General features: G+C 73.0%; 18 protein-coding genes. 6 read left to right on the top strand and 12 right to left on the bottom strand.

Features of this window, described 5'->3' with window-relative positions; translation table 11 throughout:
* Positions 1-410 precede the first annotated feature (410 nt).
* Positions 411-950: a MarR family transcriptional regulator gene (locus ABZ714_RS04300; RefSeq protein ID WP_358823598.1), complete on the bottom strand. Its 540-nt coding sequence runs from the start codon at positions 948-950 to the stop codon at positions 411-413.
* A gap of 140 nt (positions 951-1,090) precedes the next feature.
* On the opposite strand from ABZ714_RS04300, the gene ABZ714_RS04295 reads away from it, so the two are divergent.
* A complete protein-coding gene (locus ABZ714_RS04295; RefSeq protein ID WP_358823597.1) occupies positions 1,091-2,104 on the top strand; it encodes an EamA family transporter in 1,014 nt (337 codons plus the stop codon).
* On the opposite strand, the gene ABZ714_RS04290 is transcribed toward ABZ714_RS04295, so the two are convergent.
* From ABZ714_RS04290 to pepN (ABZ714_RS04270), 5 genes are all read right to left on the bottom strand, one after another.
* On the bottom strand, positions 2,053-2,754 hold the full coding sequence (locus ABZ714_RS04290; RefSeq protein ID WP_358823596.1) for an ATP/GTP-binding protein: 702 nt from the start codon (positions 2,752-2,754) through the stop codon (positions 2,053-2,055). The two genes, ABZ714_RS04295 and ABZ714_RS04290, sit on opposite strands and share 52 nt — an antisense overlap.
* Positions 2,735-3,091, bottom strand: a complete 357-nt coding sequence (locus ABZ714_RS04285) for a DUF742 domain-containing protein (RefSeq protein WP_358823595.1) — start codon at positions 3,089-3,091, stop codon at positions 2,735-2,737. The genes ABZ714_RS04290 and ABZ714_RS04285 overlap by 20 nt, the downstream gene beginning before the upstream one ends.
* Entirely contained in the window at positions 3,088-3,501 is a 414-nt protein-coding gene (locus ABZ714_RS04280) for a roadblock/LC7 domain-containing protein (protein ID WP_358823594.1), read from the bottom strand. Before ABZ714_RS04280 ends, ABZ714_RS04285 begins: the two co-directional genes overlap by 4 nt.
* Positions 3,498-5,030 carry an ATP-binding protein gene (locus ABZ714_RS04275; protein WP_358823593.1) on the bottom strand — a complete coding sequence of 511 codons (1,533 nt, stop codon included), beginning with the start codon at positions 5,028-5,030 and terminating at the stop codon, positions 3,498-3,500. Before ABZ714_RS04275 ends, ABZ714_RS04280 begins: the two co-directional genes overlap by 4 nt.
* A gap of 888 nt (positions 5,031-5,918) precedes the next feature.
* Positions 5,919-8,501: an aminopeptidase N gene (gene pepN / locus ABZ714_RS04270; RefSeq protein WP_358823592.1), complete on the bottom strand. Its 2,583-nt coding sequence runs from the start codon at positions 8,499-8,501 to the stop codon at positions 5,919-5,921.
* A gap of 392 nt (positions 8,502-8,893) precedes the next feature.
* Here pepN (ABZ714_RS04270) and ABZ714_RS04265 point away from each other — a divergent pair, with 392 nt between their 5' ends.
* Positions 8,894-9,370 carry a DUF1203 domain-containing protein gene (locus ABZ714_RS04265; protein ID WP_358823639.1) on the top strand — a complete coding sequence of 159 codons (477 nt, stop codon included), beginning with the start codon at positions 8,894-8,896 and terminating at the stop codon, positions 9,368-9,370.
* On the opposite strand, the gene ABZ714_RS04260 is transcribed toward ABZ714_RS04265, so the two are convergent.
* Positions 9,324-10,649, bottom strand: a complete 1,326-nt coding sequence (locus ABZ714_RS04260; RefSeq protein WP_358823591.1) for an MFS transporter — start codon at positions 10,647-10,649, stop codon at positions 9,324-9,326. The two genes, ABZ714_RS04265 and ABZ714_RS04260, sit on opposite strands and share 47 nt — an antisense overlap.
* Before the next feature lie 189 nt (positions 10,650-10,838).
* Positions 10,839-11,435 (bottom strand): helix-turn-helix domain-containing protein, encoded by a 597-nt coding sequence (locus ABZ714_RS04255; RefSeq protein ID WP_358823590.1) that lies wholly within the window; start codon positions 11,433-11,435, stop codon positions 10,839-10,841.
* 140 nt (positions 11,436-11,575) lie between these two features.
* On the opposite strand from ABZ714_RS04255, the gene ABZ714_RS04250 reads away from it, so the two are divergent.
* Positions 11,576-12,796, top strand: a complete 1,221-nt coding sequence (locus ABZ714_RS04250; protein WP_358823589.1) for an MFS transporter — start codon at positions 11,576-11,578, stop codon at positions 12,794-12,796.
* Between the two features lie 84 nt (positions 12,797-12,880).
* Here the strand turns inward: ABZ714_RS04250 and ABZ714_RS04245 are convergent, their stop codons facing one another.
* Positions 12,881-13,915 (bottom strand): aspartate-semialdehyde dehydrogenase, encoded by a 1,035-nt coding sequence (locus ABZ714_RS04245; RefSeq protein ID WP_358823588.1) that lies wholly within the window; start codon positions 13,913-13,915, stop codon positions 12,881-12,883.
* A 218-nt stretch (positions 13,916-14,133) separates the two neighbouring features.
* Here ABZ714_RS04245 and ABZ714_RS04240 point away from each other — a divergent pair, with 218 nt between their 5' ends.
* Positions 14,134-14,646: a sigma-70 family RNA polymerase sigma factor gene (locus tag ABZ714_RS04240; protein WP_358823587.1), complete on the top strand. Its 513-nt coding sequence runs from the start codon at positions 14,134-14,136 to the stop codon at positions 14,644-14,646.
* Position 14,647: 1 nt separating this feature from the next.
* The gene (locus tag ABZ714_RS04235) at positions 14,648-15,511 is read left to right on the top strand and encodes a hypothetical protein (RefSeq protein WP_358823586.1); all 864 of its coding nucleotides are present in this window, start codon (positions 14,648-14,650) and stop codon (positions 15,509-15,511) included.
* A gap of 225 nt (positions 15,512-15,736) precedes the next feature.
* On the opposite strand, the gene ABZ714_RS04230 is transcribed toward ABZ714_RS04235, so the two are convergent.
* Positions 15,737-19,084, bottom strand: coding sequence for a S8 family serine peptidase (locus ABZ714_RS04230; RefSeq protein WP_358823585.1), 3,348 nt, complete (start codon positions 19,082-19,084; stop codon positions 15,737-15,739).
* A 415-nt stretch (positions 19,085-19,499) separates the two neighbouring features.
* The gene (locus ABZ714_RS04225; protein ID WP_358823584.1) at positions 19,500-20,546 is read right to left on the bottom strand and encodes a hypothetical protein; all 1,047 of its coding nucleotides are present in this window, start codon (positions 20,544-20,546) and stop codon (positions 19,500-19,502) included.
* Between the two features lie 198 nt (positions 20,547-20,744).
* On the opposite strand from ABZ714_RS04225, the gene ABZ714_RS04220 reads away from it, so the two are divergent.
* Entirely contained in the window at positions 20,745-21,077 is a 333-nt protein-coding gene (locus ABZ714_RS04220; RefSeq protein ID WP_358823583.1) for a hypothetical protein, read from the top strand.
* Between the two features lie 369 nt (positions 21,078-21,446).
* Here the strand turns inward: ABZ714_RS04220 and pepN (ABZ714_RS04215) are convergent, their stop codons facing one another.
* Positions 21,447-24,053, bottom strand: coding sequence for an aminopeptidase N (pepN, locus tag ABZ714_RS04215; RefSeq protein ID WP_358823582.1), 2,607 nt, complete (start codon positions 24,051-24,053; stop codon positions 21,447-21,449).
* Between the last annotated feature and the right edge of the window lie 13 nt (positions 24,054-24,066).

Here is a 24,066-nt window from a genome sequence, read left to right as displayed (position 1 = left end):
CCGGGTCGCTCTCGTCGTCGGGCCGCCCGCCGTAGGTGGTCGCTCGCGCGGTTCCGCCCCCTGGGGGACCCCCAGCGCCGCTGGAGGCCATGTGCCGCTGGTCTCGGATGACCGAGTGCCCTTCGACGCGGGTGAAGCCGAGGCAACCAGGGGCGCGGGGAACTGCGCGAGCGGCCACCTACGGCGTGGCGGCGGGACTCTGCGTGTCCCCGTACGGCGGGATGCCGTTGCCCGAGGGGCGGCACCATCTGCCGAACAAACACGGTTCCGGGCTTTCCACCGTAGGTGGCTGGTCGCGCAGTTCCGCCCCCTATGCCTTCGGCAATGGGGGGACCCCCAGCGCCCCTAGGCGCCTTGGGCCAGGCGCCAGGGGAAGGGGCGCGGCCCCCCGGGCACCCCGGGGCGTGGGGTCAGTGCGCCGCGAGGAGTTTGCGGAGGAGGGGGGCCAACCGCGCCGCCTCCGCCGCGTCGAGCGCCTGGTCGAAGATCTCGTGCTGGGCCGCCAGGCCCGCCGTGACCGCCTGGTCGACGAGTTCGAGGCCGGACCCGGTGAGGGTCACCCGCAGCGCGCGGCGGTCGTGCGGATCGGGGCTGCGGGCCAGTAGTTCCGCTTTCTCCAGCTTGTCGAGGCGGCCCGTCATCCCGCCCGATGTGAGCATCAGCGTCGCCGACAGCTCCCGGGGGGAGAGCGTGTACGGCGGCCCCGAACGGCGCAGGGTCGCCAGGACGTCGAACTCGCCCCGGCTGATCCCGAAGCGCGCGTACTCCCGTTCCGTCCGTTCTCCCATCGCCTGGGCGATGCGGTAGATCCGCCCGTACGCGGCCATCGGGACGGTATCCAGATCGGGGCGGCAGACGGCCCACTGGTCGACGATCGCGTCCACCGCGTCGAGGGGTGGCTGCGCGGGGGAGTCGGCGGGGCCGGGGACACCGGCGGCACGGGAGGTCATGGCGGAATTATCGGCCGACGGCGAGTCTTTCTCAAGCGTAAGTGAATGAGCAGCAAGCATCTTGCAGAAAAGTAGCTTAGAGATAAGCTGCTTTCCGTTGAGCGACTTACTCCGTCGTCGCCCGCCCGAAAGGCCCCGCCATGCGCCGCGCCGCCGTCATCGCCGTGACCGCCCTCGCCCCGATCTCCTGGGGCTCCACCTATGCCGTCACGACCGAGTTCCTGCCGCCGGACCGGCCGCTCTTCACGGCCGTGCTGCGGGCCCTGCCCGCCGGATTGCTGATCATGGCCCTGACCCGGGTACGACCACGGGGGACCTGGTGGGGGAAGGCCGCGGCACTGGGCGCGCTGAACATCGGGGCCTTCTTCCCGCTGCTCTTCCTCGCCGCCTACCGGCTGCCGGGCGGCGTCGCGGCCGTCACCGGCTCGGTCGGACCGCTTCTCGTGATCGGACTCGCGGCGCTGCTGCTGGGGGAGCGGGCGTCGACCCGGGCGACCCTCGCCGCGATCGCCGCGTCGTTCGGCGTGAGCATGGTGGTGCTCCAGGCGGGCGCGGCCCTGGACACCGTCGGTGTGATCGCCGGACTGGCCTCGTCGGCGTCGATGTCCGCGGGAACCGTGCTCACCAAGCGCTGGGGCCGTCCCGAGGGGGTGGGACCGCTGGTGATGACGGGCTGGCAGCTCACCGCGGGCGGTCTGCTGATCGCTCCGATCGCCCTCGCGGTGGAGGGCGCGCCGCCCGCCCTGAACGGTACGAACGTCGCCGGGTACCTCTATCTCGCCCTGGTCAACACCGCCGTGGCGTACTGGCTCTGGTTCCGGGGCATCGAGCGGCTGACGGCGACCTCGGCGACCCTGCTGGGCCCGCTGTCGCCGATCACGGCGGCCGTGGTGGGCTGGGCGGCGCTCGGCCAGGCGCTGACGCCCGTACAACTGCTGGGGATGGCCGTGGCGTTCGGCGCGACCCTGGTCGGCCAGTGGCAGCCCGCCCCGCGCCCGGCCGCGAAGACTTCGGTCCCGCTGCCGGTCCCGGAGCCGCCCGCCGCCGGAGCGCCGGCGGCCGTGAGGAGCGCCGCCGGGCCCGGAGGCGTACGGCCGGAGCTTCAGGACGCGGGCGCGGGCGAGTCCGCCGCCAGGGCCAGGCCCCGGAGATAGCGCATCAGGGTCATCAGCACATCGCGGCTGGAGCGCCGGAGCCGGGCGTCGCACTCCACGATCGGTACGTGCGGCGGCAGGTCGAGGGCCGATCTGATCTCCTCGACCGGGTGGACCGGGGCGTTCGGGAAGGCGTTGACGGCCACCACGAACGGCACCCGGCGCTCCTCCAGCCGGCCGATGACGTCGAAGCTGACCTCCAGCCGCCGGGTGTCGACCAGGACCACCGCGCCCAGCGCCCCTTCGAACAGCCCCCGCCACAGGAACCAGAAGCGTTCCTGGCCGGGGGTGCCGAAGAGATAGAGCACCAGCTCCTCGTTGATGCTGATCCGGCCGAAGTCCATGGCGACCGTGGTGGAGGTCTTGCGCTCCACCCCCGCGACGTCGTCCACACCGACGCCCGCCTGGGTCATGGTCTCCTCGGTGGTCAGCGGCCGGATCTCGCTCACCGCCCCGACCAGGGTCGTCTTGCCGACCCCGAAGCCGCCCACGATGACGATCTTCACGGCGGCGGTCGCGGTGTCCGGCAGTACGTCCTCGGCGCGCGGCCCGCTGGGCCGCTCCACCGCCGTGCCCGTACCGCCGCTGCCGCCCGGAGCGGCCGTACCGCCCGCTCCGCCGCTGCCGGGCTCAGAGCTTCTGTAGTCCATCGATCACTGCCTCAATCAGAGCTCGGTCGGGGAGGGGCGCGCGCCGGACCGGTGCCCGTGCCGCCACGTGCTCGTCGACGAGGAGATCGCCGAGCAGTACGGTCACCACGCTCACCGGAAGCCCCAGATAGGCGGAGATCTCGGCCACCGACAGCGGCGCGGCGCAGAGCCGGACGATGGCGGCGTGTTCCGGCTGCATCCCGTGCCGGGGGCCCGCCGCGGCCACGATCAGGGTGACCAGATCGAGGGTGGCCGGGACCTGCGAGCCGCTCCGCCCGCCGGTGATGACGTAGAGGCGTTCCGGATTGGCGCCCTCCCAGTCTCCCGGTTGATTCACGCGGACTGCCGATCCTGACGCGGCGGGGCGCTGAGGTGCTCGCCGATCCGGAGTACGAGATCGCGCATCCGCTGGCCCATCAGCCCGGCGTCGACGCCCTCGTCGGCGAGTACGGCCAGGAAGGCGCCCGCGCCCGCGGCCATCAGATAGAAGAATCCGCCGTCCATCTCGATCACCACGAGCCGCATCCGGCCGTCACTGCCGGGGAGTTCGGAGGCGACGGCACCGGCCAGGCTCTGCAGTCCGGCGCAGGCGGCGGCCAGCCGGTCGGCGGTCTCGTCGTCGGCGCCGTGCTGGGCGATCCGCAGCCCGTCGGCGGAGAGCACGACGACATTTCTGGTCTGCGGTACGCCTTCGGCCAGGTCTTTGAGCATCCAGTCCATGTTGGTCCGGTACTGCTGCTGCATCATGGCTGCGTACTCCCCTTGTTCGGCTGAGGGTCTTCACCGGCGAGGCCGCTGTGGAACGCCGCGAGCCACATCCCGGGCTGGACGGGGGGCGTGTCCTTCGGCTGGTCGGGCCGGGGTGCCGCCGCGACAGGGGCGGCGGTGAGGTCCGGGGCGGGTGCCTTGCGGCGCCGCTGGGGCAGTCCGCCCGGGGTCCGCTCGGTGACGAGCGGCACTTCGTCGTCGGGTCCCGCTCCGGTGGTCGCCGGGACGGCCGCACCGGCCCCGGGCGGCGCCGGTGGTACGGACGGCGCGGCGGACGGCCCGGTGGCCTTCCGGGCGCCGTTGGCGGCGCCGGCCCGGCTCGCGGCGATGGCCGCCGGGTTGGGCCGGGGCCCGGACGCGGTGCCGATGCCGTGGGCCAGGCCGGTCGCCTTGGCGGCGGTGGTGATCAGCTTCTTCGGTACGACGATCACGGCGCGCACCCCGCCGTACGCCGAGGACCGCAGCGACACCTGGAAGCCGTACGAGCGGGAGAGCCTGCCGACGACCGCGAGGCCGAGCCGCGGGGTCTCGCCGAGGTCGTTGAGGTCGATGCCCTCCTGCGCCTGGCGGAGCATCCGCTCGGCGCGCAGCCGGGCCTCCTCGCTCATCGCGACACCGCCGTCCTCGATCTCGACGGCGATGCCCGAGTTGACGTCGACGGCGGTGAGGTGGACCCGGGTCTGCGGGGGCGAGTAGCGGGTGGCGTTGTCGAGGAGTTCGGCGATGGCGTGGATCAGGGGCTCGACGGCGGGGCCGACGACGGCGACCTCGGAGACCGAGTGCAGCTCGACCCGCTGGTAGTCCAGGATCCGGGACATCGCGCCGCGCAGCACGCTGTACAGCGGTACGGCCCGGCTCCACTGGCGGCCCGGCCGGGCGCCGCCGAGTACGGCGATGGAGTCGGCGAGCCGGCCGACCAGCGCGGTGGCGTGGTCGATCCGGAGCAGATCGCCGAAGACGGCGGGGTTGTTGCCGTGCCGGTCCTCCATCTCGCGCAGCTCCAGGGCCTGCTGGTGGATGATCGCCTGGACCCGGCGGGCGATGTTGACGAAGGCCCGCTGGGCCGATTCGCGCAGGTCCTCCTCGGTGCTGAGGGCGTCGAGGGAGGCGGCGAGCACGGCCCGGTGCGCGGGCGGCAGATCGACCGTGGTGAGCATGTCCTCGGGGTACTCGCCCCGCTGGACCCGGGCGAGCATCGTGGGCAGCAGTTCGGTCGTGAGCCGCTTGGACGCCTCGTGGTCGCGGGCGATCTCGGCCTCCCGCTCGGCGAGCCGGGCGGCGAGCGCGTCGGCCCGGCGCCCCTGCCGTACGGCCGCCAGGGCGGCGATCGCGACGGCGCCGACGGCGACGGCGCCGATCCAGACCGCGGCGCCGCGGGCCGGACCGGAGACCAGTGCCGCCGCCGCTGCCGCGGCGGCCGCGGTGGCGACGACGGGCACGAGCCAGAGCCAGGAGGCCGGTGCGGTCGAGCTCCGCGGACCTCCGGTCGACGTTTTCTGTCGGGCCATCAGCACCCTCAAACCATCGGAACGGGAATGATCATAAGACGACGGTCCGGAAGCATATCCCCGTCCGCTTACGGTTCGTGACGCTCGGTCAATGATTGGCGCGATGTGGACGATGGCCGTTGGCCGAGACGCTGGTGCCGTGCGGAGTGGACATGCGAGCGACTAATTCCGGCCAAGTCGATCCGCGGGGAGCCGAGTTGGGCCGTCCACCGGTCCAGGTGGTGCGGCGAAGAGTTCGACGGCCCGAAGCGGAACCCGCGGCGGATCTCATTCCGGCGGTGCTGACCTGGAGTTCGACCGCTGTTCCCGGGCGTTCATGGACGCGGGTGCGGGTGTGGAGTGCGGGTTCGAGGGCTCGAAGCGGTGTTTCGTACGGCTCGGAGGGGGAGGTGCGCCTCCGGGGGCGTACGCCCGCGCGGAATCCCCGTCCGCCGGACACGCCCCTGCCCGGCGGCGGCCGGACGGCGGACCTCCGGGGCCGGGAAAGATCATCGGGGTGATCGGCGCAAGACGGGTACCGGCCAAGGCGCGACCCCGCTTCCGGCCGGGATCCGAGGGCGGTTCCGGACATGATCCACAGGGTTCAGGCCGACCGGCGGCGTCCTTCGCCATGCCGCCGTCATATCCCGCTGTCCCAGGCTGTTACTGCTGGTCACGACGGCGGGTCCGGTACGGACCCCCGTACCGGACCCACCTGCCGGCGATCACGGACCCGGCGGCCGGCCGTCGTCACGGATGCCGCCGACCGCCGTCACCGAGGCATTCGCCGGGCCGCCGTCACCGGCCGGTCCGCCGCCCGCCCACCGTCCGCGCGGACCGCCCGCCCACCGCCGACACGGACCGGCGGCCGGAGCCCCCAACGGGCTCCGGCCGCCGGGACGGCTCGGCTCAGTCGCGCGAGGCCGCCGCCTCGTCCGCCGCCCGCGCCCGCAGGGCCCGCTCGACCCCGGCCCGGGACTCCGAGATCAGCCGCCGCAGCGCCGCGTTCGGCTCCGCCTCGGCCAGCCAGGCGTCCGTCGCCGCCAGCGTCTCCCGCGACACCTGGAGGGACGGGTAGAGCCCGACCGCGACCTGCTGCGCCATCTCGTGGCTCCGGGACTCCCAGACGCCCTTGACCGAGGCGAAGAACTTCGCCGTGTACGGCGCCAGCAGCTCACGCTGATCGGTCTGGACGAAGCCGCCGATCACCGCCTCCTGCATCGCGTTGGGCAGATCGTCCCGCTCGACCACCGACGCCCACGCCTCGGCCTTGGCCTCGGCGGTCGGCCGGGCCGCCCGCGCGGTGGCGGCGTGCCGCTCGCCCGCGGCCGTACGGTCGCGCTCGTACTCCGCCGCGATCCCGGCCTCGTCGACCCGGCCGGTGGCCGCCAGCCGCTCCAGGAACGCCCACCGCAGCTCGGTGTCGACCACCAGGCCCTCGACCTCGGCGTTGCCGTCAAGCAGCCCGGCCAGCAGCTCCAGCTGCCCGTCGGTCCTGGCCGCCGCCGCGAAGGCCCGGGCCCACGCCAGCTGGTGGTCCCCGCCCGGCTCGGCGGTCCGCAGCCGGGTCAGCGCCTCACCGGACCAGGTGTGCAGCAGCTCCTCGCGGGCCGCCGGGGCCGCGTACAGATCGATCGCCAGCTTGACCTGCCGGTGCAGCGACTGCACCACGCCGATGTCGGTCTCCTTGCCGATCCCGGCCAGCACCAGCGCCACGTAGTCCCGGGTGGCCAGCTCGCCGTCCCGGGTCATGTCCCACGCCGACGCCCAGCACAGGGCGCGCGGCAGGGACTCGGCGAAGTCGCCCAGACGCGCGGTGACGACCTTCAGGGACTCCTCGTCCAGCCGGACCTTGGCATAGGACAGGTCGTCGTCGTTGAGCAGGATCACCGCGGGGCGCCGGGTGCCCTCCGGCAGCGGTACCGGGGTCAGCTCCGCGGCCTCGACGTCCAGCTCGATCCGGTCGGTCCGCACCAGCTTGCCGGAGCCGTCCAGGTCGTAGCAGCCGATCGCGATCCGGTGCGGGCGGAGCGTCGGCTCGCCCTTCGCCCCGGCGGGCAGCGCCGGGGCCTCCTGGCGGACCGCGAAGGACGTGATCACACCGTCGGCGGAGACCGCCAGCTCCGGCCGGAGTACGTTGATGCCCGCCGTCTCCAGCCACTTCTGGGACCAGACCCGCAGATCGCGGCCGGAGGTCTTCTCCAGCGCGCCCAGCAGATCGCTCAGCCGGGTGTTGCCGAAGGCGTGGGTCTTGAAGTACGCCTGCACCCCGGTGAAGAACGCGTCCTCGCCGACATACGCCACCAGCTGCTTCAGGACGGAGGCGCCCTTGGCGTAGGTGATCCCGTCGAAGTTGACCAGGACGTCGTCCAGATCCCGGATCTCGGCCATGATCGGATGCGTCGACGGCAGCTGGTCCTGACGGTAGGCCCAGGTCTTCATCGAGTTGGCGAACGTGGTCCACGAGTGCGGCCAGCGCGACCCGGGGGCCGCCGCCTGGCAGGCGATCGAGGTGTAGGTGGCGAACGACTCGTTCAGCCAGAGGTCGTTCCACCACTCCATGGTGACGAGATCGCCGAACCACATATGGGCCAGCTCGTGCAGAATCGTCTCGGCCCGGATCTCGTACGCCGCGTCCGTCACCTTCGACCGGAAGACGTACTGGTCCCGGATGGTCACCGCGCCCGCGTTCTCCATCGCGCCCGCGTTGAACTCGGGCACGAAGAGCTGGTCGTACTTGGCGAACGGATAGTCGTAGTCGAACTTCTCCTCGAACCAGTCGAAGCCCTGCCGGGTGACCTCGAAGATCGCGTCCGAGTCCAGGAACTCCGCCAGCGAAGGACGGCAGTAGATCCCCAGTGGGACGGTCCGGCCGTCCTTCTCGTACGAACTGTGCACCGAGTGGTACGGGCCGGCGATCAGAGCCGTGATGTACGTCGACATCCGCGGCGTGGGCTCGAACCGCCAGACGTTCTCGGCCGGCTCCGGCGTCGGCGAGTTCGAGATCACCGTCCAGCCCTCCGGGGCCGTCACAGTGAACTGGAACGTCGCCTTCAGGTCGGGCTGCTCGAAATTGGCGAAGACCCGGCGGGCGTCCGGCACCTCGAACTGGGTGTACAGATACGCCTGCTCGTCCACCGGGTCGACGAAGCGGTGCAGCCCCTCGCCGGTGTTCGTGTACGCGCAGTCCGCCACGACCCTCAGCTCGTTCGGGCCCTCGTGCAGATGCTTCAGCTCGATCCGCGCGTCCCGGAAGACCTCCGCGACGTCGAGCGACTTGCCGTTCAGTACGACCTCGTGCACGGCCGGGGCCACCAGGTCGATGAAGGTGTGCGCGTTCGCCTCCGCGGAGTCGAACCGTACGGTCGTCACCGAGCGGTAGATGCCGCCCTCCTGGGCGCCGCTCAGGTCGAGCTCGATCTCGTAGGCGTGAGTCGTGAGCAGGCGCGCCCGCTGCTGCGCCTCCTCGCGGGTCAGATTCGTGCCAGGCACGCGGTGTCTCCTCGGTATATGCGGTGTTTGCGGCCATCCTTCCATGGGGTCGGCGATCACGGCCGTCGAGTTCTCCCCGGCCGCGCGGGCGTGCCGGATCCGGCCCGAATCCGGCCCGGAACCAGCTCGGATTCGGCCCGGAACCGGCTCGGATTCGGCTTCACCGGGCCCGGAGGCCCGAGCGCGATGTCCGTTTTCCGCCGGATATCGAGGGTGGCCCGGGTGAGGCTGGGCCCATGACACCCCTTCCGTCCTCCCCGGCTTCCCCGGCTTCCCCGGCTTCCCCGATCTCCCCGAGCACCGCTACGGCTCCGCTCACGCCGGTACCCGGCACCCCGGGTACCCCGGACGGCGCGCCGGAACCGTCCGCCGCCGGACCGCGCCACCGCCCGCTGCCCATCGCCCCGGCCGTCCTCGCCGCCCTGCGCGGCACGGACGACGCCGGACGCCCCGCCGTGCCGTTCACCGACGGGGAGGGCGGGGCCCCGCTCCGCTGCTGTCTGCGCCGCGGCCGTCCCGGCGAGAGCCTCGCCCTGGTCTCGTACGCCCCACTGCGCCGCTGGGCCGCCGAACGGGGCGCCGAACCCGGCGCCTACGACGAGCAGGGGCCCGTCTACATCCATGCGGCCGAGTGCGGCGGACCGGCCGGTGACCAGGGCTATCCGTTCCTCCGCCCGGGGGCCGTCCGGGTGCTCCGGCGCTATGACGCGCGGGGCCGGATCGCCGGTGGGCGGCTGCTGGAGCTGACGGACGCGCCGGACGGCGGCCTCGACGCCGCGCTGGACGAGGCGTTCGAGGATCCGGCGGTCGTCCTGGCGCACCTCAGGTTCGCCGAGTTCGGCTGCTTCCAGTACGAGATCCGCCGCTGACCGGGCCGTCCGCCGGGCCGGGTCCGCCGACCGGGCACGGCACGCGATCGGCCCCGGGCCCGGGTGCGGCTCCGGAGCCGGCCCCGGCCCCGGGCGCGTGACCCGCCGCCCGCTCCCGGCCCGCCGGGAGGCCGTGCGCCGCCGACCGGCGGGCCGGCAGCTCCGGCAGCAGGGTGGCGAGCCCGGCGGCGGCCAGGGCGGCCCCGAGCCAGAGCGGCGCCCGCAGCCCCCATGCCTCGATGACGACCGCCCCCACCGCCGAGCCGATGATCACACCGGAGGTGATGAAGGAGGAGTGGACGGTATTCACCAGGGGGCCGGTATTACCGGCCCGCTGGACCCGGGTCACCATCGCCGGGTTCATGGTGACGCCGACCAGGCCGACCCCGATCAGCAGGGCGACGGCGGGCACCGGGAGATGGGCGAGCAGGGCGAAGCCGGTCAGGAAGGCCAGGTTCAGCAGCAGCCCGGCCGTCAGGACCGGGAGCGCGTACCGGTCCGCCAGCCGTCCGACGACGGTATTGCCGACCACCGTCGCGGCGCCGTAGGCGATCAGCAGCAGCGGTACGGCGCCCCGGTCGAACCCGGTGACCTCGGTGAGGATCGGATTGAGATAGCTGAACGCCGAGAAGGTGGCACCGATGACGAAGGTGCTGGTGGTGAGGGTGAGCAGCAGCCGGGGGCGGCGCAGTGCACGCAGTTCGCGGCGGAGCCCGCCGGTGGCCGCGGGGCGCGGGGTGCGGGGTACGCCGAACGGGGTGACGGCCGCGGCCAGCAGGGTGAGTCCCGAGATGACCCAGAACGCGGCCCGCCAGCCGTACCGTTCGCCGGCCACGGTGGCGAGCGGCAGCCCCAGCAGGGTGCCCAGCATCAGTCCGTTCATCACCACGGCGATCGCCCGGCCGCGGAGTTCGGGCCGGGTGAGTTGGGTGGCGAGGGAGAGGGCGATCCCGAAGAACGCCTGGGCGGCGACGCCGGTGACGATCCGGGCGGCCAGCATCGCGGGGTAGCCGGTGGCGACGGCGGCGAGGACGTTGCCCGCGAGGAAGACGGCGAACAGCGCCATCAGGGCGGTACGCGGCGGCAGCCGGGTGAGCGCGAGGGCCAGGAAGGGCCCGCCCGCCGTCATGGCCACCGCGAAGGCGGTGATCAGGAATCCGATCCGCGATACGGAGACGTTCAGTCCGTCGGCCATCTGCGGCATCAGACCGGCGACCACGAACTCACTGGTCACCATGGCGAAGATGCCGAGCGCCAGGACGTAAACGGCACGGGGCACGGTGGTGCTCCTTCCGGGAAGAGTTATGTACTGCTCAGTCCAAAACTTGGGCATGCGAAGGCCCGGGCGATGCCCGTGGGTCTTCGGTGGCGGCGCTCGCTCGGTCGGTCTGTCGGTCTTGAGTCGGCTCTCGGGTGCCGGGCGCCGGGTGCCGGGTGCCGGGTGCGGGTCGCCGTACGGCCGGGGGTGTCAGGGAGCCAGCGCGGCCAGGGCGACCTCGGCGACGGACTCCAGCGCGGCCCGGTCGGCGCCGCCCTGCCCGGCCACCCGGATGCCCGCGATGGCGGCGTTGACGAACCGGGCCTGCGCGCCCGCGTCCTGCGCCGTGGTGACACTGCCGTCCCGGCGCCCGTCCTCCAGCGCCGCCCGCAGCAGGGCCAGCCGTACCGCGAGATCGCGGGCGAGTACGGCGGCGGTCCCGGGGTCGCGCCCGGCCATGCCGATGGTGGTGTTGACCGTGAGACAGCCCATCCCGCGCCCTCCGGCCCGGTGCTCCGTCTCGCCGTCGACGACCTCGGCGAGCAGATCCGCGATCCGTTCGCCCCCCGAGCGGCCCGGCCGCTCCAGAATCCGCCGCTGCCGGCCCGTCATCAGCTCGATATAGCGGATCAGGGCCCGCTCGAAGAGGTCGTGCTTGCTGGTGAACGTGTTGTAGATGCTGCTGCGGCCCAGTCCGGTGGCGTCGCACAGGTCCTGGGTCGAAGTGGCCTCGTAGCCCTTCTCCCAGAAGGTGCGCATCGCCGCGTCCAGGGCCCGGTCCTCGTCGAACGTCCTCGGTCGGGCCATGCGTGGACGGTATCACTATTTTGAATCGTACGGTCCATTACTGGGCGGGCGGGAACCCGGAACGACACCTTCCGCAGGGGCGGCGAAGGATGACGGGAACGCCGTTGTCCACCGCGCCCGCCCCGGCGAAGGCTGGTGTCATGACCATCGACCTCCCCACGAGCGCGCCCCCCGGCCGCTCCGTCGTCCGGGCCGGCCGGGCCCCCGTACTCGCCGTCGCCGCCGCCACCTTCACCGTCGTCACCAGCGAGATGACGCCCGTCGGACTCCTCGGCCCGATGGGCGAAGGACTCGGGGTCTCCGAAGGCGCCGCCGGACTCGCCGTCACCCTTCCCGGACTCGCCGCCGCCGTCACGGCCCCGCTGCTGCCCGCCGTCGCGGGCCGGGCCGACCGGCGCCGGGTGCTCCGCGGACTCCTCCTGCTGCTGGCCGCCGCCAACGCGGTCTCCGCCGCCGCCCCCGCCTACGGCGGACTACCCGTCCTGCTCGCCGCGCGGATCGCGGTCGGCATCGCCGTCGGCGGAGTCTGGGCGATCGCCGCCGGACTGGCCCACCGGCTCGTCCCGGCCGGGGCGGCGGCCCGCGCCACCGCGACCGTCTTCAGCGGGATCGCCGTCGCCTCCGTCCTCGGCATACCGGCGGGCGCCCTCGTCGGCGACCTCGCGGGCTGGGAGTGGGGCTTCGCCGCCGTCTCCGCGCTGGCCCTCGCGACCGCCGCCGCCGTCGGCGCGCTGCTGCCCCCGCTCCCCGCCGAACGGGCCGTACGTCCCCGGGAGCTGACGGCCCTGACCCGCACCCCCGCCGTCCGCACCGGACTGGTGGCGGTCGCCTTCCTGGTGACCGGGCACTTCGCCGCGTACACCTATGTCCGGCCCGTCCTGGAACGCGTCGACGGCCTGGCCACCGGCGCGATCAGCGGACTGCTGCTGCTCTACGGGGTCGCGGGCGTCGCCGGGAACTTCCTCGGCGGCGCTGCGGCGGCCCGCTCGCCGCACCGGGCCCTGCTGACGGTCTCCGGGGCCCTCGCCGCCGTCGCCGGGCTGCTCGCCGTCACCGGGTCGAACGCGCCGCTCACCGTGGCGCTGCTGGTGGTGTGGGGGCTGGCGTACGGCGGTGTCTCGGTCTCCGCCCAGACCTGGATGCTGCTGGCCGCGCCCGGCGGCCGGGGGGCGAGGGAGGCGGTGTCGGGGCTGCTCGCGGGCGTCTTCAACGCGTCCATCGCCCTCGGCGCGGCGCTGGGCGGCGCGGCGACGGACCTCTGGGCGCTGCCCGCGCCGCTCCTCCTCGCGGGCGGGCTGCTCTTCCTGGCCTGGGCGGCGCTGGCCGGATCACGCCACCGCCCGCCCGCCGTCGCGGGCTGACCGCCGGGCACCCGCCACCCGGTGCCCCGGGCGCAGGAGAAGGCCCTCGGGGGAATCCCCGGGGGCCCTGCTCGTACGCCGCTGCTACTTCTTCTCGGACAGCTCGTCCGCGACCAGCTCCGCCAGCTGGACGGCGTTCAGCGCCGCGCCCTTGCGGAGGTTGTCGTTGGAGAGGAAGAGGGCGAGCCCGTTCTCCACCGTCTCGTCGACCCGGATCCGGCCCACGTACGACGCGTCCCGGCCCGCGGCCTGGAGCGGCGTCGGGATCTCGGACAGCTCGACGCCCGGCGCGTCCGCCAGCAGCTCACGGGCCCGCTCGACGCCCAGGGGCCGGGCGAAACCGGCATTGACCTGGAGGGAGTGGCCGGAGAAGACGGGGACCCGGACACAGGTACCCGAGACCTTGAGACCGGGCAGTTCGAGGATCTTGCGGGACTCGTTGCGGAGCTTCTGCTCCTCGTCCGTCTCGGCGGAGCCGTCGTCCACGAGGTTGCCCGCGAGCGGTACCACGTTGAACGCGATCGGCCGCCGGTAGACACCGGGTTCGGGGAACGCGACGGCCGCGCCGTCGTGGGCCAGCTCGGTGGCCTGCTCCGCGACCGCCTTGACCTGGCCGTCCAGCTCGGCCACGCCCGCGACTCCGGAGCCGGAGACCGCCTGGTACGTGGTGGCGACCAGGGTGAGCAGGCCCGCCTCCTCCGACAGCGGCTTCAGAACCGGCATGGCGGCCATCGTGGTGCAGTTCGGGTTGGCCACGATGCCCTTGGGGCGGTTCCTGATCGCATGCGGGTTGACCTCGGAGACCACCAGCGGGACCTCGGGGTCCATCCGCCAGGCCGAGGAGTTGTCGATCACGACCGCGCCCTGGCCCGCGACCTTCTCGGCCAGCGCGCGGGAGGTCGCGCCGCCCGCCGAGAACAGCACGATGTCGAGGCCCGAATAGTCCGCGACGGCCGCGTCCTCGACGGTGATCTCCCGGCCCTCCCAGGAGATCGTGGACCCCGCCGAACGGGCCGAGGCGAACAGCCGCAGCTCGTCCACCGGGAACTTCCGCTCCGCGAGGATCCTGCGCATGACTGTGCCGACCTGACCGGTGGCTCCGACGATTCCGACCCTCACGGATACTCCTCTGCGTACGTTCCGGGCTGCCGCTCAATGATGCGTGTGCCCCCGGCCGACTTGTCCAGTCCATTGTCGTGTCATGTCGGGGTGTGGAATGTGTGACGCTTCGAACACTCCCGTCCCTCCCCCCGGCTCCCGGAAAATCCGCCGTCGAACGTTTCACCCGCTTCCCGCGTCACAGAGGAAACGCGACAGCGCGGTAGGGGGAGGAAGCCTTGGCGGTTGCGGACGGCGGAGTGGACCCGCTCGCCCCGGCACAGGTCAGCCGGGTGTGCGCGGTGCTCGCGCTCGGCGGGGTGCCGAGGTCCGATCTTCAGGACGGGGTCCAGCAGATCCGGCTCCGGCTGCTGGAGCGCCGGGCCCGGGGCCAGGAGCCGCCGAGGGACGTAGGCGCCTGGGCCGCCGTGGTCGCCTCCAACCTGGCCGCCGACTGGCACCGGGCCCGGGGACGGCTGGAGCGGACCGCCGCCCGGCTCGCGGCCCTCAAGGTCTGGAACCCGGAGAGCCAGGGCGGCCAGGAGGCCCGGCTGCTGGCGCTGGCGGTCGCCGAAGGGCTCGACGGTCTGCCGTCCGCCCAGCGGCAGGTACTCGTCCTGCGGTTCTACGCGGATCTCACCGTGCCGCAGATCGCCCGTGAGCTGGGGGTGCCCGAGGGCACGGTGAAGAGCAGGCTGCACTCGGCGGCCAGGGCGATGCGCGAACGGCTCCGTACGGACGAGGTGGTGTGAGATGCGCGACGGATACGACGACGGCACCGGAGCCGACGGCACCGGGCCCGACGGGGACGCGCTGATGGCCGTCCTGATGGGGGAGCCCGTACCGGAGGGCGACGCGGCGGCCGGGAGCGCCGCGCGGGACATGGCGGTCCTCGCGGAGCAGCTCAAGCTGATCGGCGGGGCGCTCGTAGCCGATGCCGATACCGGGGCCGATGAGGCCGTGGCGGCCGCGGTCCCGGCCGCCCCCGCCGCGCCGGTGTCCGACGAGCCCGCCGCCGGGCGGACCGTACGGCCGCTACGGCTCCGGACCCGGCCGGCCCGGCCCGGCGCGGGGTCCGGGCGGCCCGGGCGCCGCCGGACCGTGCTGGCCCTGGCCGCCACCGCCGCCGTACTGGCGACCCTGCTCGGGGCCGCCGCCCTGGTCCAGTACTACGAAGCCGTCCCGGGTGGCACGCTCTCGGCGTCCGACACCGCCGCCGAGAAGGAGGCGTACCCCGGGGACGAATCGAGCGGGAGATCCGCCGCGAAACTCGCCCCCGCCGAGGCGGCGGCCTGCGCCCGGCTGATCGCCGAGGGCACGGTCGTCGCGGCCGGGACGGAAGAGGCCGACGGCGCGGACGGGCCGGGCCGGTTCACCGTCACCCTCGACGTCGACACCCGTCTCAAACCGGGGCAGGGGCCGAGGCGGGAGCGGGTGGTGTTCCCGGCCGGGGCCGAGCCGGAGGTGAAGACCGGCTCGCGGATGCTGGTGGTGGTCCCCTCCGAGCCGGACCAGCAGCCGCTCTACTACCTCGACGCCGATGTCCCCGAGGGCCGGGACCGGATCGACCGGATCCTGTCGGAGGAACAAGAACTCGTCTGCCCGGGAAGGGGCTGAGCCGGACAACGGGCGGACGGGAACGGGGGAACGAGGGAAACGGGGGAGCGGGGATACGGGGGTACGGGCCCCGGCCTGACCAGCCGGGGCCACGACCACCGGCCCGGGCACCGCGAAACCGGCCCACCGGGCACGACCACCGGCCCCGGGTACGGCGAAGGGGCGGGCACCCGCCGGGTGCCCGCCCCTCCTCGTCCGTGGTGGACGGCCTTCACCTTCGACGCGTTACGGGACGACGGACCCGATCACGACACTGCCGGTGCCCGCCGCGGTGCCGCGGCCGTTCACCAGCCGTACGTCACCGAAGAACTGCCGTCCCTCGGGGGCCGCGCCCGCGACCAGGACCTGTGCGCCGACCTTGGCCGACTCACCGGTGCCCAGCCGGACCGGCTGGTTGCCGTCGACCTTGATCTGCCCCAGCGCCGGGGAGAAGAAGACGTCGCGGTAGTCGTACTGGGTGCCGCCCGCTGCGACCGCGTACCCGGCGACCACGATCCGGTAGGTGCCCGGGGCGGGCTTCTCCAGGCTCACGGCCTCCTCGGAGTCCGCGTCCGCCGCGACCGCGACCCGCTGGCCCGCCTGGTTGTAGACGGACAGGTCGAGGTCGGCGCTCGGGTCGGAGGTGTTGCCGATGGCGACGTCCAGCCGCTCGACCCCGGCACCGATGGTGACCGTGGTCTGCTGCGTCTCGCCCTCGGCGATCGTCGGCCGGTTCACCTTGGCCGAGCCCAGGGAGCCGCCTTCGAGCCGCCCGTCGATCGGGGCGATCTTGTTGGTCACGGTCCACTCGACCGGGGCCGGGGTGCCGACCTTGACCTCGGGCAGCGTCTGCACGGCCGGGGCGAAGTCGGCGCCCAGCAGGGTGACGTCGAGCTGGTACGGGTTGTCCAGCAGCGGCGAGGTCCGCCGCGACTCGACCTCGATCTCCCAGACGCCCGGCGCCGGCTCCTGGTAGGAGCGCAGGTCGGGACGGCAGGTGTTGGACGGGTTCGGGTAGTTCGGGTAGCAGTAGATCGTGGCGCTGTCCTCCATCTGCACCCCGTACGGGTGGATGGAGATGAACCGGGTCTGGCTGTCCTTCGCCAGCCCGCCGAGCGCGACTTCCAGGGTCTTCGCGCCCTCCGGGACGGTGATGAAGTACGAGCGGTGGCTGTTGCGCTCGACCGAGCCGGACGCCGAGAAGGCGTACGAGGGGGCCGCCAGCGGCGTGGAGACCACCACGGTCGCCATGATCTGCTTGTCGACGCCCTCGGTGCGCGGGTCGTCGGCCTCCAGGATGGCGCTGTGCACGCCGTCCGTCCTCGGCTTGGCCTGGACGGTCACGGTCACCGGCTGGTTCAGCGGCAGCTTGACCCACTTGCCGGTCAGCAGCCGGAAGGTGCCGTCGTTGTTCCGCCAGTCCAGCTCGTGCCAGACGGCCCGGTCCGGACCGGTGGTCCGGGTCACGGTGATGTCGTACGTCCGGGACTGACCGGCCTTGAGGCCGCCCTCGCGGTCGTAGAGACCGGTACCGAAGCCGGGGGTCTTCAGGGCGAAGTCGATCGCCGTGTCGACGGGCGCCTTGACCGTGTACTCATGGGCGCCGACACCGTCCTTGATGGAGTCCCAGGCATCCACGGTGTCGATCAGACCGGCGCCCTGCTCGTGCGCCTTCACGCCGGGGATCTTGTCCGCGGTGCTGGTGAGGGCGGTCCGCAGCTTCGCCGGGGTGAGGTCGATACCCCGCTGCTTGGCGGCCGAGAGCAGCAGCGCGCCCGCGCCCGCGACCTGCGGCGAGGACATCGAGGTGCCCTGGATCATGGAGTAGCCGGGCGGCAGCTGGTAGCCCGCCTCGCGGACCGGGCCGCCGGGCGACCAGGTCTGGGTGGTCTGGATCGCCGAGCCGGGCCCGGTGACGGTCGGCGTGAAGCCGCCGTCCTCCCGGGGGCCGCGCGACGAGAACGGCATCATCTGGTACTTCTTCGTCACCAGCGACCCGTAGTTGGCGGCCCAGCTCTCCTTGGAGATGGAGGCGCCGACGGAGATCGCCTTGTCGGCGACGCCCGGGTCGCCCAGGGTGTTGGTGCCGGGGCCGTCGTTGCCCGCGGAGATCACCAGCTGGACGCCGTAGGTGTCGATCAGCCGGTTGTACAGCTCGGAACGGGCGTTGTTGCCGTCGTTGAGCGCCGGGAGACCGCCGATGGAGATGTTGACGATGTCCACGCCCCGGTTGATCACCAGGTCGGCCAGGCCCTCGGTGAGCGCGATGTTGGTGCAGCCGCCGCCCCAGGAGCAGGCCCGCGAGGAGACCAGCTTGGCGCCGGGCGCCGCACCGTTCATCTTGCCGCCGAAGAGCCCGTTGGCGGCGGTGATACCGGCGACGTGGGAGCCGTGGGAGCCCTCGATGATGCCGATGCCCGCATAGTCGGCCTTGGCGCCGGCGGCGTTGTAGACGACGTCCTTGCGCAGCTCGATCACGAACGGGATCCGCTCGGCGATCGCCGTCGCCGGGTCGTCCTGGCCGAAGTAGCCGATCTGGAAGCCGTCCTTGTACGGCTTCATCGGCGTGTCGTCGGTGAAGTCGGCGTTGTTGTTCAGATCCACCCGGACGGTCCCGGCGGCGGCGTCGTAGAGCAGCGCCCAGGTGTCGGTGGTGTCGCCGTCCCGGTTGAGGTCACCGGCCATGTCGCCGGTGCTGGTGATCGCCTCGGCGAAGACGCTGAACTTGTACGTCCCGGCGGGCGCGGTGTAGGCGCGGCCGTTGACGGAGAAGCCCGGACCGGTCACCTCGGTCCGCATCTGGCGCCAGGTGCCGTCGCCGTCGAGTACGGGGTCGGTCGCGGTGACCCAGTCGACGATCTTGCGCTCGCCGGTGGTGGTCTTCTGCAGGGCGGGGTGCGCGATGTCGACGCCGGAGTCCAGGATGCCGATGGTGATCCCGCGGCCGTCGTACTTCGGGTTCTTCTTCACGAAGTCGACCGCGCCCGTCTCGAAGGACGGGTTGTACGGGTTCTTCGCGGGGGTGTTCGCGTCCGGCGCCGGGTAGCCGCGGACCTGCTTCCCGGTCTGGCCCGCCGCCGCCTTGACGGTGTCGGCGCCCGGGGTCGGGTCGTCGAGCTTCACCTCGTGCCGGAGGTCGATCCCGTGCACGCTGGGCAGCTTCGCGGCGGTCCGCAGAGCGCTCTCGGCGTGCTTGGTGGGGAGGGTGGCCCGGACGTAGCCGAGCCGGTCGTACGTCTTGCCGACGATCGCGCCGTCGACGGCGCCGAGCTGGGCCGCGACCGCCTCGGTGGCGCCGGGGGCGGTGGCGATCATCACGGTGATCTGCTTCTCGCCCCTGGCCTCGGCCTCGGCGAGGAGCTCGACATCGGCCGTGCCGAGCTTCTTCTCGGCGGGCTCGACGGCCTTGGCACCGGCCGGGGCGGAGGGCTTGGTGTCGACCGGGGCATCCGCCGGGGCGGCGAAGACGGGTACGGTGCCCGCGGCGACGAGGGCGGTCACGAGCGAGGCCGCGGCGGCGATCCGGGCCGCGCGTCTCCGCCCGGTGGCGGAGCCTCCGGATATGGGGCTCTGGGGTTCGGGGGTCATCGGCATCCCTGTGGGTGAATGAACGGTTCCCTGGCTGATGGCAACACTGGTCATCGGTCCGGATTTCGGTATCGGACGACCGCTCAGCCTTGCGTACGAGATGGTGTTTTGGGGAGAGCGTTCGGACAAAGTGATGTGACCATGGCAGAAAACCGTTGTCGGAGGGGTTCCGTCAAGAGGAAAAAGGGGGCGGAAAAGGAGAGTTGTCCCAGGTGACACGCGCCGTCTACGCGGGGCACCATGCCGGTGACATACGGGGCCGCTGGGGTTCGCGGCCGAAAAGCGTCGCTCTGGCTGACGGGGGATCGGTTAGAGGTCCGATCCGCCCCGGAGCGCCCCGGTCGTTCGGATATCGCGGCCACCGGGCGTTCTGTCCGCCGGGGGTGCCGCGCCGGACCTGCGGTACCCCCGCGCGTCCGGCTCAGCGGGGGAGTACCACCACATACGCGGGCGGCTCCCGGTCCTCCGCCGCCGCCAGCGCCGTCCCCACCACCACGGCCTGCTGCTCCGGCCAGTCCCGCAGTTTCCTCGGCGTCAGCGGTACGACGGTGATCCCCAGCCGCTCCAGATGCTCCCGCCGCCGGACGCCCGCCGCCCAGCCCGCGTCGCCGTCCCGCCCCGGACCGCCGTCGCCGCCCGGCGATACGTCGAGGACGACGGCCACGGACCGCTCGGGCCAGTACGCGTCGACCGGCCCGAGCCCCGGCCCGGCGGGCAGCCGCAGCTCCACGTTCCACAGCGGCTCGGGCAGCCCGAACGCGTACACCAGCGCGTACAGCCGCTCCTCGGCCCGTGACCGGCCCTCCGCGAGCAGGGTCCGTACGGCGTCCAGCACATACGGGCGGCGCAGCAGCCCGGCCCGCTCCAACTCCCCGACCAGGGTCGCCGGATCGCAGTGACCACCGCCGACGGCCTCGGTCACCAGCAGCCGTACGGCGGCGGCGTCCGCCGTGACCCTCACGGCGTCCGTGACGGCCCGCGCCACCGGGGCGACCGGCAGCCCGCCGACCGGCACCGGCTCCGGCAGAGCGGCGGTCCGGACGATCCGGGCGCACCCCGTGGACCGCAGCCGCCGCGTCCTCGGCACCAGGACGTCGACGGTACCGGCCTCCTCCGGCGGCGGTACGGAGCCGAACCCGTACAGCGCGAGGGCGGCGGCCCCGGTGAGTACGGCGTCCCCGTACGGCCGCCCCGCGCCGCCGGTCCGCCCCGGCGGGCGGCCCGCGTACAACAGGACACCCCGCAGCACCTCCGCGCCGGTCGGCACACCCCGGCGCAGCAGATACACCCCCGGCAGCAGCGGCTGCCACGGCCCGCCCGCCCGGCACCGGGCGGCGAGCCGCGCCCCGGTGACGCCCCGCTCCCGCAACTCGGCGGCGGACAGCACACGGTCATGGACGTCGGAGGAGCCGGATGAGCCGGAGGGGTCGGAAAAAGTGGAACCGGAGAGGGGGGTATGGGGAGTCATGCGAGGGGGATGCCCGGCCCGCCCCCGCGCGATATCCCCTGTTACACCCCCGTCGCCAACCCGGCACGCCCCTGCCCTAAAGTCCGCCCCGCGTACCCCCGTCCGGCCCATCACCCCCATGCGCCCCGGCGCGTGCCGTTCGCCGAAGTGAGTACCCGTACTCGTGCCCGGCCGCCGGGCGCCCCGCAGGCTGACCGGATGGACGAGATGGCGAGAGTCCCCGGCGGCGACGGGACGTACGGAATGTTCCGCCGGGCCCGTGCCGCCGACCCCCTGGTGGCCGGGCTGGTCGTGATGGGAAATCCGCTGCTCTGCGGCTGGCTCTTCCTGATGATCATCGGCACCGGTCTCTCGGACGGCCAGGACGCCGACGCGGCCCAGCGGCTGGCCGGCCAGGTGTACCTCGGCTGGCTTGCGGGCGGCCTCCTGCTCTTCGCCGTGCTCCGCCTCCCCCGCGCGGCCATCTCCCACCTGGTGAGCCTCCTCCTGCCCCCGGCCCTCTTCACGGCCGTTCTCCTGTCCAGGTCATAACAGGGGCGCCCCATGTTTCCGCCGGGCGCTTGCCGCTTCCAGGGGCGGCGCCGGGGAGAGCGTTTAGGCGCGTGGGGAACTGCGCGTCAAGCCACAGGTGGTCAGCAGTCCGCCGACGACACCAGGTCGCCGGGCGCGGCCCGGGTATTTGGGTCGGCGCTGTGGAGGGCCGAGGCGCTGGGGGTCCCCCCATTGCCGAAGGCATAGGGGGCGGAACCGCGCGACCAGCCCTCCACGGTCCGCGGACGGACTGCCCCCTCGCCCCGCCGGGACCTTCGCGCGAGCCCGCAGACGCGGCCGGGCCGCGGCCGTCCACCGAGGACGGCCGCGGCCCGTGAACCCCGAGGCTCCCGCGGAAGGCGCTACGCGCTACGCCGACGCCGCGTCCTTCCGCTGCGCGTCCAGCGCCCGGACCAGGTCGTCGTGGGACTCCAGGACCAGTCGCCGCAGGGCCGGAGCCGCGTCCTCGTGGGCGGCCAGCCACTCCTCCGCCGCGACCCGGGCGCTCTCGCCCTGGAGCGCCGGGAAGAGGCCGGAGACGACGTCCATCCCGATCTGGATGCTCCGCTCGCCCCAGAGCCGTTCGATCGCCGCGAAGTACTTCGCCGCGTACGGCGCCAGCAGCTCCCGCTGACCGGACTGGACGAAGCCGGAGATCGTCGCCTCGACCAGGGCGTTGGAGAGTTCGTCGGACTCCACGACCCGGGCCCACGCCTCGTCCTTGACGGCCGCCGACGGCCGGGCGGCGAGACAGCGGACGTGGTGGCGGGTCCCGGACGCGGTGTCGTCCCGGGCCAGCTCGGCCGCGAGCCGCTCCGCGTCGGCGACGCCGTGGGAGGCCAGCGGCTCCAGGAACGCCCACCGCAGTTCCTGGTCGACATCGAGGCCGTCGATCTTCGCCGTGCCCTCCAACAGCCCGTCGAGCAGTTGCAGATCGGCCGCCGAGTCGGCGACCGCGGCGAAGAACCGGGCCCAGGTCAGCTGGTGCTGGCCGCCGGGCTCCGCGAGCCGCAGCTCCCGCAGCGCGCCCTGGGCCAGCAGCCGGCCGCCCTCCTCGCGCCACGCCGGGGCCGCGTAGTGCGTCAGGGCGATCCGCGTCCAGGCGTGCAGCATCTGGAGTACGCCGATGTCGGACTCGCGGCCCGCGAACCTCAGTACCAGGTCCACGAAGTCCCGGGCGGGCATCAGCGCGTCGCGGGTCAGGTTCCACAGGGCCGACCAGCAGAGCGCCCGGGCCAGCGGGTCGGAGACGTCGCCCAGCCGCTCCCGGAGCGTGGCCAGCGACCCCTCGTCGAAGCGGATCTTGCAGTAGGTCAGGTCCTCGTCGTTGACCAGGACCAGCGCCGGGCGCTCGGACCCCGCCAGCTCCGGTACGACGGTCCGCGCGCCGACCACGTCCGCTTCGGCGGAGGCGTACCGCACCAGCTCCCCGTCCTCGTGCCGGTAGAGGCCGACGGCGACCCGGTGCGGCCGCGGTACGCCCTCCTCGCCCCGGACGGTTCCCGGGTCCTGGACGATCGCCAGCTCGGTGATCCGGCCGCCCGCGTCAGAGGTGACGACCGGCGTCAGGGAGTTCACTCCCGCCGTCTGGAGCCACGACCGCGACCAGGCGGACATGTCCCGCCCGGACACCTCCTCCAGCACCGAAAGCAGATCGGAGAGCCGGGTGTTCCCGTACGCGTGCCGCTGGAAGTAGCGCCGCGACCCCTCCAGGAACGCCTCCTCGCCGACATAGGCGACCAGCTGCTTCAGCACGCTGGCGCCCTTGGCGTAGGTGATCCCGTCGAAGTTGAGCTTGGCGTCCTCCAGATCGCGGATGTCCGCCGTGACCGGATGCGTCGACGGCATCTGGTCGGCCCGGTACGCCCACGCCTTGCGGTTGTTGGCGAAGGTGATCCAGCCGTTGGTGAAGCGGGTCGCGCCGACCATCGCGTACGACCCCATGAAGTCGGCGAAGGACTCCTTCAGCCACAGGTCGTCCCACCAGACCATGGTGACCAGGTCGCCGAACCACATATGCGCCATCTCGTGCAGGATCACATTGGCGCGGCGCTCGTACGACGCCTGGGTGACCTTGCCGCGGAAGATGAACTCCTCCCGGAAGGTCACACACCCCGGGTTCTCCATCGCGCCGATGTTGTACTCGGGCACGAACGCCTGGTCGTACTTGCCGAAGGGGTACGGGAAGTCGAACCGCTCGTGGAAGAAGTCCAGGCCCTGCTTGGTGACGAGGAAGACGTCGTCGGCGTCGAAGTGCCGGGCGAGACCCTTGCGGCACATCGCTCCCAGCGGGATCTCCAGCACCGTGCCGTCGGAGAGGATCCGGCTGTAGAGGTCGGTCTCGTAGTGGTACGGACCGGCCACCACGGCCGTGATGTACGTGGAGATCGGCCGGGTCTCCGCGAACCGCCAGACCCCGTCCCCGGCGTCCTTCTCCCCGGCGCCGTTGCTCCACACGGTCCAGCCCTCGGGCGCGGTCACCTCGAACCGGAACGGCGCCTTGAGGTCGGGCTGCTCGAAGTTGGCGAAGACCCGGCGGGCGTCGGCGGGCTCGTACTGGGTGTAGAGATAGACCTCGCCGTCCTCCGGGTCGACAAAGCGGTGCAGACCCTCACCGGTCCGGCTGTACGCACACTGCGCGTCCACCACCAGCACGTTCTCCGCCGCCAGGCCGTCCAGCCTGATCCGGGCCCCGTCGAAGACCTCGGCCGGGTCCAGCTGCTCGCCGTTCAGGCTGACGGCGGTGACGGCGGGCGCCACCAGATCCGCGAAGCTGCTCGCGCCCGGCCGGGCCGAGCGGAAGCGGATCGTGGTCACGGAGCGGAAGGTCAGCGGACCCCCGCCGTCGCCACCCGGACCGCCCTCCCCGGCACCGGCGGTCGCCGATGTGACGTCGAGCGCCACCTCGTAACCGTCGACGGACAGCAGTTCGGCCCGCTCGCGGGCTTCGTCGCGGGACAGATTCTCACCCGGCACGGGCACTCCTTCG

Origin of the sequence: Streptomyces sp. NPDC006798 (genome assembly GCF_040635975.1) — a bacterium.
GTDB lineage: Bacteria > Actinomycetota > Actinomycetes > Streptomycetales > Streptomycetaceae > Streptomyces.
This window is presented reverse-complemented; position numbering and strand designations above follow the sequence as displayed.

What these genes read in the sequence shown, in the direction of transcription:
- ABZ714_RS04235 (WP_358823586.1), top strand. Translation starts at nt 14,648, where the DNA reads ATGCGCGACGGATACGACGACGGCACCGGAGCCGACGGCACCGGGCCC.
- ABZ714_RS04250 (WP_358823589.1), top strand. Translation starts at nt 11,576, where the DNA reads ATGACCATCGACCTCCCCACGAGCGCGCCCCCCGGCCGCTCCGTCGTC.
- ABZ714_RS04290 (WP_358823596.1), bottom strand. Translation starts at nt 2,754, where the DNA reads ATGGACTACAGAAGCTCTGAGCCCGGCAGCGGCGGAGCGGGCGGTACG.
- ABZ714_RS04275 (WP_358823593.1), bottom strand. Translation starts at nt 5,030, where the DNA reads ATGGCCCGACAGAAAACGTCGACCGGAGGTCCGCGGAGCTCGACCGCA.
- ABZ714_RS04255 (WP_358823590.1), bottom strand. Translation starts at nt 11,435, where the DNA reads ATGGCCCGACCGAGGACGTTCGACGAGGACCGGGCCCTGGACGCGGCG.
- ABZ714_RS04230 (WP_358823585.1), bottom strand. Translation starts at nt 19,084, where the DNA reads ATGCCGATGACCCCCGAACCCCAGAGCCCCATATCCGGAGGCTCCGCC.
- ABZ714_RS04220 (WP_358823583.1), top strand. Translation starts at nt 20,745, where the DNA reads ATGGACGAGATGGCGAGAGTCCCCGGCGGCGACGGGACGTACGGAATG.
- ABZ714_RS04295 (WP_358823597.1), top strand. Translation starts at nt 1,091, where the DNA reads ATGCGCCGCGCCGCCGTCATCGCCGTGACCGCCCTCGCCCCGATCTCC.
- ABZ714_RS04280 (WP_358823594.1), bottom strand. Translation starts at nt 3,501, where the DNA reads ATGATGCAGCAGCAGTACCGGACCAACATGGACTGGATGCTCAAAGAC.
- ABZ714_RS04300 (WP_358823598.1), bottom strand. Translation starts at nt 950, where the DNA reads ATGACCTCCCGTGCCGCCGGTGTCCCCGGCCCCGCCGACTCCCCCGCG.
- ABZ714_RS04225 (WP_358823584.1), bottom strand. Translation starts at nt 20,546, where the DNA reads ATGACTCCCCATACCCCCCTCTCCGGTTCCACTTTTTCCGACCCCTCC.